The sequence below is a fragment of the Serratia sp. PGPR-27 genome (assembly GCF_022678525.1).
Classification (GTDB): Bacteria; Pseudomonadota; Gammaproteobacteria; order Enterobacterales; family Enterobacteriaceae; genus Serratia; species Serratia nematodiphila.
The window spans coordinates 1-13492 of sequence record NZ_JALBYS010000029.1 but is presented as its reverse complement, the minus strand read 5'-3'; the positions used below and the strand labels follow the sequence as shown (position 1 = coordinate 13492).

Genomic DNA, 13492 nt, shown 5'->3' with positions numbered 1-13492 from the left:
GGCATCCGCGCGAGTACTCTACACTGCCGGGCGGCAAAAATCTGCGCGCAGCCAGCGCATTACGGCTCTTTATTCAACATCAAATCCAGCTGTTGCAGCAGCACCAGCAGCGGCAGACTGCTCGGTTCACGATCTTTCAACGCCTCTTCGAAATAAGGCGTGATGGCGAAGCGCGTCGGCAACGGCGCCTCGGCGTCCAACAACGCATACATGCGCGGCAAGAACACCCACTGCAGCCAGGCTTCGGCCGACATGCTGTCGATGCAGAACGGCTCGGTGCTGGAGAAAGCCTCATGCTCAGGGGGCGCGGCCTGCCACAGCGCCAGATCGCGCATGGATTGTTCAATCGCCTGCAAACTGCGGCGCACCTGGTTATGTATACTCATCTGCATTCCCGATCTCTTTTCATCATGGTATTCAGCGCTCTGGCTGAAAGGCGGCAAAGCATAGCATTTTTATAGCCCAAATTCGGCGCGCCTGAGACAGCTCGCCGTTTTTATCTGGTGACGTTCGCCGTCGCGCGGCACAATAGGCCCACCGAATTCACCACACAGATAAAGATTCATGTCCGTAATAACAGAGAAAAAAAACCACGCGACGCCCGGTAAGGCCATGTTGGCCTCGGTCACCGGTTATGCCATGGACGGGTTTGACCTGCTGATCCTCGGCTTTATGCTGCCGGCCATCAGCATCGAATTGGGATTATCCTCATCGGCCGCCGGTTCGCTGGTCACCTGGACGCTGATCGGCGCGGTGCTGGGCGGCGTGATCTTTGGCCACCTCAGCGATCGTTTCGGCCGTATCCGGGTACTTACGATCACCATCCTGATGTTTTCCCTGTTCACCGGCCTGTGCGCCGTGGCGCAAGGCTATTGGGATCTGCTGGCCTATCGCACCCTGGCGGGCATCGGGCTGGGTGGCGAGTTCGGCATCGGCATGGCGCTGATCGCCGAAGCCTGGCCGGCGGAGAAACGCAATCGCGCTTCGGCATACGTCGGCATGGGCTGGCAGTTGGGGGTGCTGGCGGCCGCTTTCCTGACGCCGCTGCTGCTGGAACACATCGGCTGGCGCGGCATGTTCCTGGTCGGCCTGCTGCCGGCGCTGGCGTCATTTCTGATCCGCCGCACGCTGGGCGAACCGGAGGAATTCGTGCGGCAGAAAGACGCCGGGCAGCCGCTTTCCTTCCTGCAGCGTTTGCGCCTGCTGTTTAAGGATCGCGCCACCGGCAAGGCCAGCATCGGCATCTTCATTCTCTGTTCGGTGCAGAACTTCGGTTACTACGGGCTGATGATCTGGATGCCGACTTACCTGGCGAAAAACTTTGGTTTCTCGCTCACCAAGTCCGGCCTGTGGACGGCGGTGACGGTCGTGGGCATGACGTTCGGCATCTGGCTGTTTGGCGTGCTGGCCGACCGCTTCGCCCGCTGGAAGATTTTCGTGCTGTATCAGGTCGGCGCGGTGGTGATGGTGATCGGCTACGCCCAGTTGAGCGACCCGATGCTGATGTTGTTCGCCGGCGCCGTGATGGGCATGTTCGTTAACGGCATGATAGGCGGCTACGGCGCGTTGATTTCCGATACTTACCCGGTACAGGCGCGCGCCACCGCGCAAAACATCCTGTTCAATCTCGGGCGCGGTGTCGGCGGCCTGGGGCCATTGGTGATCGGCGCGCTGGTGACGCAGGTGTCGTTCACCGCCGCTATCAGCCTGCTGGCGGCGATTTACCTGCTGGATATCTATGCCACGCTGTTCCTGCTGCCGAAAAAACAGGGCGCAGGCGATACGCTGGGCGCTATTGGTTAACGCTGGCGATGGATTAAGCAGAGAAGCACGCGCGACGGGATAGAACAAAAAGTTGGGGGCACTGCGTTAACAGTGCCCCCGGTTCGTTTTATAGCTATCCCGCTACACAGCGTGCTCCCTGCTCAATCCTTGAAAACTTTTCCTGCGGCCATCCTGACCAAGTGGTCCTTGCATCATCCTGCAGCATCGTCCTGACGCGGTTCCTCAGCCTTCCTGACCCGCCGACAATCCGGTGCCGGCTCTCAATCTCCGTCCTGGAGGTGTCCCTGGTTTCTATCCTGAAACATCCTGGGCATCTCCTGACGCCATCCCTCGCTCTTGCCTGAGCGCATCCCTTTCTTCTTCCTGAAGCTGCATCATCCTGATGCTTTCCTGCTCCGCCGGGTCCGTGCCGGTAATGATAAGATCGCTCAAATTTCCCGGAATCACAAGGGTTTGAGAGGTGTCTCACACTAAATTAAGACTAAGAGTTATCCTAAAGAAATTCTAACCAATTGATCTGGATAACAATAATCTCATGGTCCAAAGAGAGGTGAAAAAAATTAAGAGCGATCTCTCACAGCCCGTGTGAGAGATCTCTTACACGACCGACGGCGAATCCGCCGCGCTTCAGTCCAGCACCGGGCGCAGCGCATCGAGGAAATTCCCCAGCGTCGCCGCCAACAAGGTGCGCTTATCGCTGCCGAATTGCTCCAGCACCACGTTGCCGCTGACGTTGCACAGCGACACCATCGTCATCTCGGATTCGGTGGTCGCCAGGAAGAGGGTCGGTGACAATTTGAGGCGCTTTTGCGTCACCAGATGGCCGATCAGGTTCTCCTGCAGGCGGATGAAATCCTCCTCGCTCCAGACCTGCAGCAGGCTCAGGCGATGCTCCCCAAATTGCGCGCTCATGTCGCCCGCATATTGCTGCGTGTAAAAACGGTGCGCATCCGGCTGCAAACGCAGCTCCAGCGCGGCTTCTACCTTCTCCAGCGTCGCCGCCGGCTCGAAAGGCTGCGGCAACCACAGCACCTCGTCCTCGCGATTCTCCACGATGCAGGGCGACGGCACGCCGTACAATGCCTGGCTGGCCGGCGCGTGGCCGCGCGCTTGCTGCCACAACTCGACATAGCGTTGAGTGAATTCACGCAGAGCGTGCGATACATCATGGTCCATATTCTTTCTCGCATACGTTAAACTGACGGCCATTGTACCTATCTCTGAGCGAGGTGACAGCAGATGTCCTCCTATCAAGACCACCAGGCCCTGTCAGGGCTGACGCTGGGCAAACCCACCGCCTACCGCGATCGCTACGACGCCACGTTGCTGCAGGCGGTGCCGCGCAGCATGAACCGCGAGCCGCTGGGGCTGTATCCCGACAACCTGCCCTTCCACGGCGCGGACATCTGGACGCTGTACGAACTCTCCTGGCTGAACGCCAACGGGCTGCCGCAGGTGGCGGTCGGCGAGATCAGCCTCAACGCCGACAGCCTGAACCTGATCGAATCGAAAAGCTTCAAACTGTATCTCAACAGCTTCAACCAAACCCCGTTCGCCGATTGGGAAACGGTGCGCAGCACCCTGCAGCGCGATCTGTCTGCCTGTGCCCAGGGCGAGGTAAACGTCACCCTGTTCAGCGTCGAGCAGCTGGAAGGCACGCCGATCGCCCGTCTGGCCGGCGACTGCATCGACCAGCAGGATATCCGCATCGACAATTATGAGTTCAACGCCGACTACCTGCTGAACGCCGCCGGTGAAGAGGTGGTGGAAGAGCAACTGGTCAGCCACCTGCTGAAGTCCAACTGCCTGATCACCCATCAACCGGACTGGGGCTCGGTGCAGATAAGCTACCGCGGCGGCAAGATCGATCGCGAAGCGCTGCTGCGCTACCTGGTCTCCTTCCGCCACCACAACGAATTCCACGAGCAGTGCGTCGAGCGCATCTTCAACGATCTGATGCGCTACTGCCGGCCGCAAAGCCTGACGGTTTACGCCCGCTACACCCGCCGCGGCGGGCTGGACATCAACCCGTGGCGCAGCAACGTCGTATTCGCACCCGCGCACGGCCGCCTGGCGCGCCAATAAGTGCGAAACATTGCTCAACAACTGAGCTAACGAGCGGTTTATGTTGGTAAAAGCCCAGGGACGGCGGTAAGGTTAAAACGAGGCTGCGGCCGGGCAGAGCGCCCGCTGCGCCGCAGCACGCCAACCATAACGAGATGCTGTTTTGCTGCGTATGGATTACTACCGCCCCGCACCGGGTGCAAAGGAGTTACCTTGATTACACACATCAGCCCGCTTGGCTCTATGGATTTATTGTCGCAGCTGGAAGTAGACATGCTGAAGCGCACCGCCAGCAGCGACCTGTACCGCCTGTTCCGCAACTGTTCGCTGGCCGTGTTGAACTCCGGCAGCCAAACCGACAACAGCAAACAGCTGCTGTCGCGCTATGAAACCTTCGACATCAACGTGCTGCGCCGCGAGCGCGGGGTGAAGCTGGAGCTGGTCAACCCGCCGGAAGAGGCGTTCGTCGACGGCCGCATCATCCGTTCGCTGCAGGCCAACCTGTTCGCCGTGTTGCGCGACATTCTGTTCGTGCACGGCCAAATCGCCAGCGCCGGCCGTTTCCAACACCTGAACCTGGAAAACTCGGCCCACATCACCAACCTGGTGTTCTCGATCCTGCGCAATGCGCGCACGCTGCATCTGGATGAAGATCCCAACATGGTGGTGTGCTGGGGCGGGCACTCGATCAACGAGAACGAATATCTGTACGCGCGCAAGGTCGGCAGCCAGCTGGGCCTGCGCGAGCTCAACATCTGCACCGGCTGCGGGCCGGGCGCCATGGAAGCGCCGATGAAAGGCGCGGCGGTCGGTCACGCGCAACAGCGTTACCGCAACAGCCGCTTTATCGGCATGACCGAGCCTTCGATCATCGCCGCCGAGCCGCCTAACCCGCTAGTGAACGAGCTGGTGATCATGCCGGACATCGAAAAACGCCTGGAAGCCTTCGTGCGCATCGCGCATGGCATCATTATCTTCCCGGGCGGCGTCGGCACCGCCGAAGAGCTGCTGTACCTGTTGGGTATCCTGATGACCCCGGAGAACAGTGAACAGGTGCTGCCGCTGATCCTGACCGGGCCGAAAGAGAGCGCCGACTACTTCCGCGTGCTGGACGAGTTCATCATGAACACGCTGGGCGACGAAGCTCGCCGCCATTACACCATCATCATCGACGATCCGGCGGAAGTGGCGCGGCAGATGAAAAAAGCCATGCCGCTGGTGAAGGAAAACCGCCGCAACACCGGCGACGCCTACAGCTTTAACTGGTCGATCCGCATCGCGCCAGATTTGCAGCTGCCGTTCGAACCGACCCACGAGAACATGGCGAACCTCAACCTGTATCCGAACCAGCCGCCGGAGCAATTGGCCGCCGCGCTGCGCCGCGCCTTCTCCGGCATCGTGGCCGGCAACGTGAAGGAAAACGGCATCCACGCCATTGAGCAGTTCGGCCCGTACAAGCTGCACGGCGAACCACAAATGATGAAGCAGATGGATAGCCTGCTGCAGGGCTTTGTTGCCCAGCACCGCATGAAGCTGCCGGGCAGCGCCTATGTGCCCTGCTACGAAATCGTCGCCTGACCCTCAATCCCGGGCGGCGTAACGGCCGCCCTGTTTTTTCTGACCTTACCGCCCATGATGATACACCTACTGATTGTCGACGCCCTGAACCTCATCCGCCGCATTCACGCCGTGCAGGGCACCCCTTGCGTCAACGCCTGCCGCCACGCGCTGCAGCAGTTGATCCAGCACAGCCGCCCGACCCACGCGGTGGCGGTATTCGACGAGGACGACCGCAGCGACAGCTGGCGCCACCAAATTCTGCCGGACTACAAGGCCGGGCGCTCGCCGATGCCGGAAAACCTGCAGCAGGAGATGCCGCAGCTGCGCGAGGCCTTCGCCGAACTGGGCGTCGCCAGCTGGCATTCGCCCGGCAATGAGGCGGACGATCTGGCGGCCACGCTGGCGGCGAAGGTCGCCGGCGGCGGCCACCAGGTGACCATCGTCTCCACCGACAAAGGCTATTGCCAACTGCTGGCGCCGAACGTACAAATTCGCGATTACTTCCAGAAACGCTGGCTGGATATGCCTTTCGTGCAACAGGAGTTTGGCGTGCAGCCGCAGCAGCTGCCGGACTACTGGGGGTTGGCGGGGATCGGCAGCAGCAAGATCCCCGGCGTGGCCGGCATCGGACCGAAAACCGCCGTGCTGCTGCTGCAGCAGTCGGGCAGTCTGGACGGGCTTTATCAGCACCTGGAGCAGGTGCCGGAAAAATGGCGCGGCAAGCTGGAGCAGCACCGCGAGCTGGCCTACGTCAGCAAACGGGTCGCCACGCTGTGCACCAATCTGTCGCTGGACGGCAACCTGCAGCAGCTGCGCCTGCCGATACAATAAGGGCGCTGCAAGCAGCGCCCTTCATCAAGGCTTCACGCGGTTAATCGCGCTCGTCGCGGCGGCCCGGCACCGCCGACCACATGCGGCGCACGTGTACGGTGATCTCTTCGCGATCGTGATACAGCTGCTTGGCGTGCACTTCAGCGCTGATGCCGGCGGCGCCCAGCGCTTCGCGGATACTCATCAGGTTTTGCGACACTTCCTCGTAGCGCTTTTTCATCGGCAGCTTGAGGTTAAAGATCGCTTCACGGCACCAGCCTTTCACCAGCCACTGAATCATCAGGCTGGTCACCTTCGCCGGTTTCTCCACCATGTCGCACACCAGCCAGTAGATCTTGCTGCTGTTCGGCTCGAACTTGAAGCCGTCGGCGCGGTGGTGCGTCACCTGGCCGGTTTCCATCAGGCTCGGCGCCATCGGGCCGTTATCCACCGAATGCACCATCATGCTGCGTTTCACCAGCTGATAGGTCCAGCCGCCCGGGCAAGCGCCCAGATCGACCGCGTGCATGCCGCTGGCCAGGCGCTCGTCCCACTCGTCGGCGGGGATGAACACATGGAACGCTTCTTCCAGCTTCAGCGTCGAACGGCTCGGCGCATCGGCCGGGAAACGCAGACGCGGAATGCCCATATAGAACGGTGAGTTGTTGTTGCTGTAGGAGTAACCGACGTAGCAGCAGCCCGGCGCGATGAAAAATACATGCACCACCGGGCGAGTCGGGTTCTCGCGCGCCATCAGCACCTTCTGCTCGCGCATCGCGGCGCGCAGCGGCACCGTCAGCTTGCGGCAGAACTTCATCAGCTCTTTGCTTTCGTTGGTGTCCGGCACTTCCACCCGCAGCTCGCCGCCGCGATCGACCACGCCGATCAGCATGCCGACGATCGGCGATACCCGATCTTCCGGCGGCAGATCGCGCAGCAGCTCACCCACCACAATCATTTGGCGGGCGAAAATCAGTTCGCGGAACGGAATTTCCCGCGCCAGACGGTCGGCATCGTCCGGCTGATAGCATTCGAACAACACGTAACCGCTTTGCTCTTTTACCCGCGCAAAGCCGTAAATCTCCAGCTGGGCGGCTTTATCGGTGATCTCCGCCGCACACTCTTTTTCGAAGCCGGGGCGGCAGTACAACGCAATCTTATTCATGGCGCTCGGCCTTTTTCCTCAGACGCAAAGCGCCAATCAACATCAATATCCAGCCGATCAAGAAGCACACGCCGCCAACCGGCGTGATATATACCCAGACCTTCAGGTGCGACAGCGCCAGGCAATAGAGGCTGCCGCTGAACAACACTGTGCCGAACGCCAACAGCGCTCCGCTCCAGTAAAACCACAGGCTCACGCGGCGCTGCATCGCGACCGCCAGCGCCAGGATGGCCAGGGTATGGAACCCCTGATATTCCAGCCCGGTGCGGATCCAGGCCATTTCGTTGGCGCCCAGCGTGCCGCTTAACACATGCGCGCCGAATGCGCCCAACGCGACAAACACAAAGCCGCTGATAGCGGCGAAAACCAGCATGGAACGGCTGCTCATCGTGATCTATCCCATTAAAAATCACCGGCCGCGGCAAGGCGGCGGCCGGCCTTATTGTTCGTAGCGGAAGCGGAACTTCTCTTGTTCGCTGGCGGCGCGCGCCAGGATCCACTGCCGGAAGGCGGCTATTTTACCCAGTTCTGCCTGGCTGTCATGACATACCAGATAAAAAGCGTTTTTACTGACCAACACATCGTTGAACGGGCACACCAGGCGACCGGCTTCGATCTCGGTTTGCGCCATCACGTTATTCACCAGCGCCACGCCCTGGCCATGCACCGCCGCCTGCACCACCATGGCGCTGTGGCTGAAGATCGGCCCCTGCTGCACGTTGATGTGTTGCAACCCCAGCTGGCGCGTATAGGCCAGCCAGTCGCGGCGTGAAACGTCATGCAGCAACGTATGATAAGCCAGATCGTCTGCGGTTTTCAGCGGATGATCGCCGGTCAGCAGGCTCGGCGAACAAACCGGCAGCAGATATTCCGCATACAGGCGCTCGGCGCGCAGCCCCGGCCAATTGCCGCGGCCGTAGAAAATCGCCACATCGACGTCGTCCGCCAGCTTGTCTTCTTCGCGGTCCACCGCCTGGATGCGCACATCGATCCCCGGATAAGCTGAGTTAAAGCCGGAAAGGCGCGGCACCAGCCACTGAATGGCGAAGCTCGGCGGCAGACTGACTGTCAATGCCCCCTTGGCGCTGCGCGCCTGCAGCTTGCGCGTCGCCTCGTTGATCGAAGAGAAGATCTCCTTGATATCGAGATAATAACTTTGCCCCTCTTCGGTCAGCAGCAGCGAGCGGTTGCGCCGACGAAACAGCTTCAGCCCGAGGAAGTCCTCCAGCGACTTGATCTGGTGGCTCACCGCGGCCTGGGTCACGAACAGCTCTTCCGCCGCCTTGGTGAAACTCAGGTGGCGAGCGGCCGCATCGAACACGCGCAGCGCATTGAGGGGAGGTAAGCGTTTAGACATTAAATTAGCTACTTTTGTGTAACATTAATCCGAATGATTCGGCGCCGAAAATCGGGCGGCTTTGCGTGGCAAGCCATCGGTAAACGCTAACGGCGTATTGCCATTAGTTTTTTTTATCCGAGCCATTATAATTTGTCCGTTGAGGATGTGCCAGCAAATACCTATAGTGGCGGCACTTCCCGGGCCGGAACGAAAAGGGAGTGGGTGTCGAGGACGCCGATGAACTTTTGGCTTGTGGTTGTGATGTTGTGTTTGCAAATTGTCCGGCGATTCCGGACATGGTAGCTAGGCTACTGTTTTTTCACTTCCTGTACATTTACCCTGTCTGTCCATAGTGATTTTATGCAGCACCGCAAAACTTGCGGTGCTTTTTTTTTGCCTGACGCTTATTGGTCGCTTTCAACCATCTCTTTCACATCGGCGCGGTTGATCTGTTGCTCGACGCCGTTGGCGTCTTTATAGCTGATCATGCCGGTATCGTTATCCACTTTAGGCTTGCCGTCAGCAACAATGGTGCGTCCGTCATTGGTATGCATCACGTAGTTGCTGGAACAGGCGGCCAGGGTGAACGTAAGCATCAGGGCAGAGAGAACTGCGGCTGTTTTCTTCATTGAGGACTCCTTTGTAGTTTTAAATGCTGATAAATACCTTTTATGCGTATAAATGCGATTAATAAGCGCACACTTAATAGCATAACAAACTTTCTCAGTTTTGCCAGGCGATAAGTCCTAATAGGCAGGATCGCTTGTCTCCGGCGGCAAAATAGGACAGGATCACCCATCGACTCAAGCCAGTGACAATCAGGGTATGACGCCTTTTAACCCCAGCCTTTTTCGCCAACAGTTTCCCGCGCTCGCGCAGGACGGTATCTATCTGGACAGCGCCGCCACCGCGTTGAAACCGCAGGCGGTGATCGACGCCACGCAGCAATTTTATCGCGATGACGCCGCTACCGTGCACCGCAGCCAGCATCGGGCGGCGCAGGATCTGACCGCCCGTTTCGAGCAGGCGCGCGGCCAGGTCGCGCAACTGATCCATGCGCCGTCGGCCGACGACATCGTCTGGACGCGCGGCACCACCGAGGCGATCAACCTGGTGGCGCAGAGCTACCTGCAGCCACGCCTGCAGCCGGGCGATGAAATTCTGGTGAGCGAAGCGGAACACCACGCCAACCTGATCCCCTGGCTGATGGTGGCGGAGCAAACCGGCGCGCGGGTGGTGAAACTGCCGATCGGCACCGACCGGCTGCCGGACCTGACGCAGCTGCCCGCCCTGCTCAATGACAAAACCCGCCTGTTGGCGCTGGGGCAAATGTCCAACGTCACCGGCGGCTGCCCGGATCTGGCGCCTGCTATCGCGCTGGCCCATGCCGCCGGCGCGCGCGTGATGATCGACGGCGCACAAGGCGTGGTGCACGGCCCGGCCGACGTGCAGCGGCTCGACATCGATTTCTACGCCTTCTCCGGCCACAAATTGTATGGCCCGACCGGCATCGGCGCGCTGTACGGCAAAGCCGAGCTGTTGGCGCAGATGGCGCCGTGGCAAGGCGGCGGCAAGATGCTGATCCAGGCGTCGTTCGACGGCTTTACCCCGCAAAAGCCGCCGCACTGCTTCGAAGCCGGCACGCCGAACATCGCCGGCGTGCTGGGGTTGGCCGCCGCGCTCACCTGGCTCAGTGAACAGGACATGGCGGCGGCAGAACGCTACAGCCGCGAGCTGGCGGACCGGGCAGAACAGCGGTTGGCGCAGCTGCCGGGTTTTCGCAGCTTCCGCAGTTCCGGTTCCAGCCTGCTGGCGTTCGACATCGCCGGCGTACACCACAGCGACATCGTCACGCTGCTGGCGGAGCAAGGCATTGCGCTGCGCGCCGGCCAGCACTGCGCGCAGCCGCTGATGGCGGCGTTAGGCGTCAGCGGCACGCTGCGCGCGTCGTTCGCTCCCTACAATACTCAACAGGACGTCGATAGGCTGGTCAGCGCGTTGACTCACGCCCTCGATCTGCTGGCCGACTGACTTGACTCCCGGAGACGCTATGCTCGCCCCCCATCCTTTTGGCCGAGAGGTCACCGCCGACGCGTTGATCGCCACCTTCAGCGCGCTGAAACAGTGGGAAGACCGCTACCGCCAGCTGATTATGCTCGCAAAACGGCTGCCGCCGCTGCCGGAAGCCTTGCGCAGTGAAGAAATGGCATTGAGCGGTTGTGAAAACCGCGTCTGGCTGGGGCACCAGTTGCTGGAAGACGGCACGCTGCATTTCTATGGCGACAGCGAAGGCCGCATCGTGCGCGGCCTGCTGGCGGTGCTGCTGACCGAAGTGGAAGGGAAAACGCCGCAGCAGATCGCCGCATTGGATCCGCTGGCGTTGTTCGACCGCCTGGCATTGCGCGCGCAGCTGAGCGCCACCCGCGCCAGCGGCCTGGCGGCGTTGGCCGCCGCCGTAAAGGCGATCGCCGCCCGTTACGCCTGACGCGCCGCCTTCGCCACCATCTTTTTCAGCGCGTGCGACACGGCGACGAAGCCGAAGGTGGCGGTAACCATGGTCGCCGCGCCGAAACCTGCGCTGCAATCCATTCTTTTCGGCCCTTCCGCCGTGCTGCGCGAAGCGCATACCGAGCCGTCCGGCTGCGGATAAACCAGCGGCTCGCTGGAGAAGACACAATCGATGCCCAGCTTGCCCTTGCCGTTTTTCACCACGTTGAAATCGTGCTTCAGCCGCTCGCGCAGTTTGGCGGCCAGCGGATCCTGAATGGTCTTCGCCAGATCGGCCACTTCGATTTTAGTCGGGTCTATTTGCCCGCCGGCGCCGCCGGTAGTCACCACCGGGATCTTGAAACGGCGGCAGTAGGACAGCAGCGCCGCCTTCGGCCGCACGCTGTCGATCGCGTCGATGACATAGCTGAAGTTATGGTCCAGCAGCTCGGCGACGTTGTCCGGAGTGATGAAATCATCGATGCAGGTTACCCGGCATTCCGGGTTAATCGCCAGGATACGCTCCGCCATCACCTCGGTTTTGGATTGCCCGACATGCTGACGCAATGCGTGGATTTGACGATTGGTATTGGTGACGCAGACATCATCCATGTCGATCAGGGTGATGGCGCCGATGCCGGTGCGCGCCAGCGCCTCAGCCGCCCAGGAACCCACGCCGCCGATGCCGATCACGCAGACGTGCGCCTGCGCGAACACCGCCAGCGCCTGCTGGCCGTACAACCGCGCCGTGCCGCCGAAACGCTGCAGATAGGCTTCCGAATAAGCTGTGCTCATAACGCTTTAATTACCTTCGTAATGCAAATGATAAGGGCCGGAAAATCCGGCCCTTGCGGGTCACTCTTTTCACGCCGTATGCGTTTAGCGGGTGGCCAGCAACGAACCGCCGCCGTTTGACTTATTGGCGCTGAACAGCTGGCCGCCGCCATTGTTCTTCAGCACCCAGACACGGCCGTAGTGGTTGTAGTACCCCGCCGAGTGGCCGGCTTCCGGCCCGATGCCCTGGTACATGTCAAAATGCTGGCCCTTGATGGCGCCGCCCACGTCTAGCGCGACCATCAGACGCATCTCGTATTTTCCCGTGAATTTACCCTTGTTGTCCAGCAGCGGCACTTCGGCCAGCAGCGTGGTGCCCGCCGGGATCAGCGAACGGTCGGAAGCCACCGAGGCTTTGGCGATCAGCGGCACCGCACTGGCGCCTTTCACCGGCGCAAAAGCTTCCGGGCGGAAGAACACGAACGACGGGTTCTGCTCCAGCAGCTCACGCACCTCTGCGGCGCTGTGGGTATCCGCCCACTGACGGATCGCCTGCATCGACATGTCCGCCTTGGCCACTTCGCCGCGATCGATCAGCACCTTGCCGATGCTGCGATAGGCGTGGCCGTTCTTGCCGCCGTAGCCGAAGAACACCAGTGGCTGGCCGTTGCCGTAGTCGACATAACCGCTGCCCTGGACTTCCATCATGAAGTTGTCCATCAGCGAGTTGGTGTAAGCGATGATATAGCGATCGTCGAGCGCGCCGGAGTAGATGCCCGCGCGATCCGGCAAGCGGCCCCTGCCCTTCGGCGGCATGCGGTACAGCGGATAGCGGAACTCGCCCTGTTGGGTATAGCGCGCCTGCACCACCGGCGTATAGTAGCCGGTAAACTGCACGTTGCCGTAATTGTCGACGCCTTCCATCTGGTAAGCGCTGAGGCCGTACTGGCTCAGCATGCGCGTGTCGGCGCCGGACGCCATCCAGCTTTGCACCGCCTGATAGGTGCTGTTGTTGCGGTTAAACAGCGAAGGCGACGCGTACTTGATCTCCATCAGCTGATCCGAGTAATCCTTGGCGTTGACCGGCGAACCTTTGGCGTTGGGCTGATTGACCAGCTCCAGCGATTGATCCAGACGGCCGTCCTTATATTGCTGACCCCGATCGGTCGGCTTGGACGAACAGCCCGCCAACACCGCCACCATCAACCCGCCCAGCAGGTATTTGCCCCAACGTCCTTTCATCGCGCACACTCTCAAACTGATATGATCTACCGGCTGAACGATAACAAACGCTCATTGATAAAGGAATCGCTGCAAATAAAAAAAGCCGCACGGAGGATGGTGATGAAAAAGAAGGCAAATTGCGGGCAAATTCAGCAGAAAAACGGGTTTAGGGCAATAAAATGCAAAAAGGGTTTGCAACAAAACGCATGGAGAGTATAGTGCGCATCCATCGGACGCGGGGTGGAGCAGCCTGGTAGCTCGTCGGGCTCATAACCCGAAGGTCG

14 protein-coding genes are annotated in these 13492 nt (G+C 60.5%); 6 read left to right on the top strand and 8 right to left on the bottom strand.

The window, feature by feature from the left end:
• Positions 1 to 59: 59 nt before the first annotated feature.
• Entirely contained in the window at positions 60 to 386 is a 327-nt protein-coding gene (locus MMS95_RS16240) for a YqcC family protein (protein WP_028127529.1), read from the bottom strand.
• A 178-nt stretch (positions 387 to 564) separates the two neighbouring features.
• Here MMS95_RS16240 and MMS95_RS16235 point away from each other — a divergent pair, with 178 nt between their 5' ends.
• Positions 565 to 1803, top strand: a complete 1239-nt coding sequence (locus tag MMS95_RS16235; protein WP_015378900.1) for an MFS transporter — start codon at positions 565 to 567, stop codon at positions 1801 to 1803.
• Between the two features lie 609 nt (positions 1804 to 2412).
• On the opposite strand, the gene syd is transcribed toward MMS95_RS16235, so the two are convergent.
• Positions 2413 to 2961, bottom strand: coding sequence for a SecY-interacting protein (gene syd / locus MMS95_RS16230; RefSeq protein ID WP_004931906.1), 549 nt, complete (start codon positions 2959 to 2961; stop codon positions 2413 to 2415).
• A gap of 63 nt (positions 2962 to 3024) precedes the next feature.
• On the opposite strand from syd, the gene queF reads away from it, so the two are divergent.
• The 3 genes from queF (at position 3025) to xni (ending at position 6240) form a co-directional block, all read left to right on the top strand.
• Positions 3025 to 3870: an NADPH-dependent 7-cyano-7-deazaguanine reductase QueF gene (queF, locus tag MMS95_RS16225; protein ID WP_033632242.1), complete on the top strand. Its 846-nt coding sequence runs from the start codon at positions 3025 to 3027 to the stop codon at positions 3868 to 3870.
• Positions 3871 to 4062: 192 nt separating this feature from the next.
• Positions 4063 to 5427, top strand: a complete 1365-nt coding sequence (gene ppnN, locus MMS95_RS16220; protein WP_242141951.1) for a nucleotide 5'-monophosphate nucleosidase PpnN — start codon at positions 4063 to 4065, stop codon at positions 5425 to 5427.
• A gap of 54 nt (positions 5428 to 5481) precedes the next feature.
• On the top strand, positions 5482 to 6240 hold the full coding sequence (gene xni, locus MMS95_RS16215; protein WP_060560118.1) for a flap endonuclease Xni: 759 nt from the start codon (positions 5482 to 5484) through the stop codon (positions 6238 to 6240).
• A 40-nt stretch (positions 6241 to 6280) separates the two neighbouring features.
• Here xni and rlmM read toward each other — a convergent pair whose 3' ends face one another.
• From rlmM to MMS95_RS16195, 4 genes are all read right to left on the bottom strand, one after another.
• Entirely contained in the window at positions 6281 to 7384 is a 1104-nt protein-coding gene (gene rlmM / locus MMS95_RS16210) for a 23S rRNA (cytidine(2498)-2'-O)-methyltransferase RlmM (protein ID WP_213929372.1), read from the bottom strand.
• Positions 7377 to 7772, bottom strand: a complete 396-nt coding sequence (locus MMS95_RS16205; RefSeq protein ID WP_004931896.1) for a DUF423 domain-containing protein — start codon at positions 7770 to 7772, stop codon at positions 7377 to 7379. Before MMS95_RS16205 ends, rlmM begins: the two co-directional genes overlap by 8 nt.
• A 51-nt stretch (positions 7773 to 7823) precedes the next feature.
• Positions 7824 to 8741 (bottom strand): transcriptional regulator GcvA, encoded by a 918-nt coding sequence (locus MMS95_RS16200; protein WP_004931894.1) that lies wholly within the window; start codon positions 8739 to 8741, stop codon positions 7824 to 7826.
• 386 nt (positions 8742 to 9127) lie between these two features.
• Positions 9128 to 9352 (bottom strand): YgdI/YgdR family lipoprotein, encoded by a 225-nt coding sequence (locus tag MMS95_RS16195; protein ID WP_028127531.1) that lies wholly within the window; start codon positions 9350 to 9352, stop codon positions 9128 to 9130.
• A 196-nt stretch (positions 9353 to 9548) separates the two neighbouring features.
• Between MMS95_RS16195 and csdA the strand changes: the two genes are divergently transcribed.
• Both csdA and csdE read left to right on the top strand, forming a co-directional pair.
• Positions 9549 to 10754, top strand: a complete 1206-nt coding sequence (gene csdA / locus MMS95_RS16190) for a cysteine desulfurase CsdA (protein ID WP_156866533.1) — start codon at positions 9549 to 9551, stop codon at positions 10752 to 10754.
• Between the two features lie 19 nt (positions 10755 to 10773).
• Positions 10774 to 11208, top strand: a complete 435-nt coding sequence (gene csdE, locus MMS95_RS16185; RefSeq protein WP_033632236.1) for a cysteine desulfurase sulfur acceptor subunit CsdE — start codon at positions 10774 to 10776, stop codon at positions 11206 to 11208.
• Here csdE and tcdA read toward each other — a convergent pair.
• Positions 11199 to 12005, bottom strand: coding sequence for a tRNA cyclic N6-threonylcarbamoyladenosine(37) synthase TcdA (tcdA, locus tag MMS95_RS16180; protein WP_004931886.1), 807 nt, complete (start codon positions 12003 to 12005; stop codon positions 11199 to 11201). The genes csdE and tcdA overlap by 10 nt on opposite strands.
• An 84-nt stretch (positions 12006 to 12089) precedes the next feature.
• A complete protein-coding gene (gene mltA, locus MMS95_RS16175; protein WP_033632235.1) occupies positions 12090 to 13226 on the bottom strand; it encodes a murein transglycosylase A in 1137 nt (378 codons plus the stop codon).
• Positions 13227 to 13492 lie beyond the last annotated feature (266 nt).

What these genes read in the sequence shown, in the direction of transcription:
- csdE (WP_033632236.1), top strand. Translation starts at nt 10,774, where the DNA reads ATGCTCGCCCCCCATCCTTTTGGCCGAGAGGTCACCGCCGACGCGTTG.
- syd (WP_004931906.1), bottom strand. Translation starts at nt 2,961, where the DNA reads ATGGACCATGATGTATCGCACGCTCTGCGTGAATTCACTCAACGCTAT.
- xni (WP_060560118.1), top strand. Translation starts at nt 5,482, where the DNA reads ATGATGATACACCTACTGATTGTCGACGCCCTGAACCTCATCCGCCGC.
- MMS95_RS16200 (WP_004931894.1), bottom strand. Translation starts at nt 8,741, where the DNA reads ATGTCTAAACGCTTACCTCCCCTCAATGCGCTGCGCGTGTTCGATGCG.
- rlmM (WP_213929372.1), bottom strand. Translation starts at nt 7,384, where the DNA reads ATGAATAAGATTGCGTTGTACTGCCGCCCCGGCTTCGAAAAAGAGTGT.
- tcdA (WP_004931886.1), bottom strand. Translation starts at nt 12,005, where the DNA reads ATGAGCACAGCTTATTCGGAAGCCTATCTGCAGCGTTTCGGCGGCACG.
- MMS95_RS16240 (WP_028127529.1), bottom strand. Translation starts at nt 386, where the DNA reads ATGAGTATACATAACCAGGTGCGCCGCAGTTTGCAGGCGATTGAACAA.
- queF (WP_033632242.1), top strand. Translation starts at nt 3,025, where the DNA reads ATGTCCTCCTATCAAGACCACCAGGCCCTGTCAGGGCTGACGCTGGGC.
- MMS95_RS16205 (WP_004931896.1), bottom strand. Translation starts at nt 7,772, where the DNA reads ATGAGCAGCCGTTCCATGCTGGTTTTCGCCGCTATCAGCGGCTTTGTG.
- MMS95_RS16235 (WP_015378900.1), top strand. Translation starts at nt 565, where the DNA reads ATGTCCGTAATAACAGAGAAAAAAAACCACGCGACGCCCGGTAAGGCC.
- csdA (WP_156866533.1), top strand. Translation starts at nt 9,549, where the DNA reads ATGACGCCTTTTAACCCCAGCCTTTTTCGCCAACAGTTTCCCGCGCTC.
- mltA (WP_033632235.1), bottom strand. Translation starts at nt 13,226, where the DNA reads ATGAAAGGACGTTGGGGCAAATACCTGCTGGGCGGGTTGATGGTGGCG.
- MMS95_RS16195 (WP_028127531.1), bottom strand. Translation starts at nt 9,352, where the DNA reads ATGAAGAAAACAGCCGCAGTTCTCTCTGCCCTGATGCTTACGTTCACC.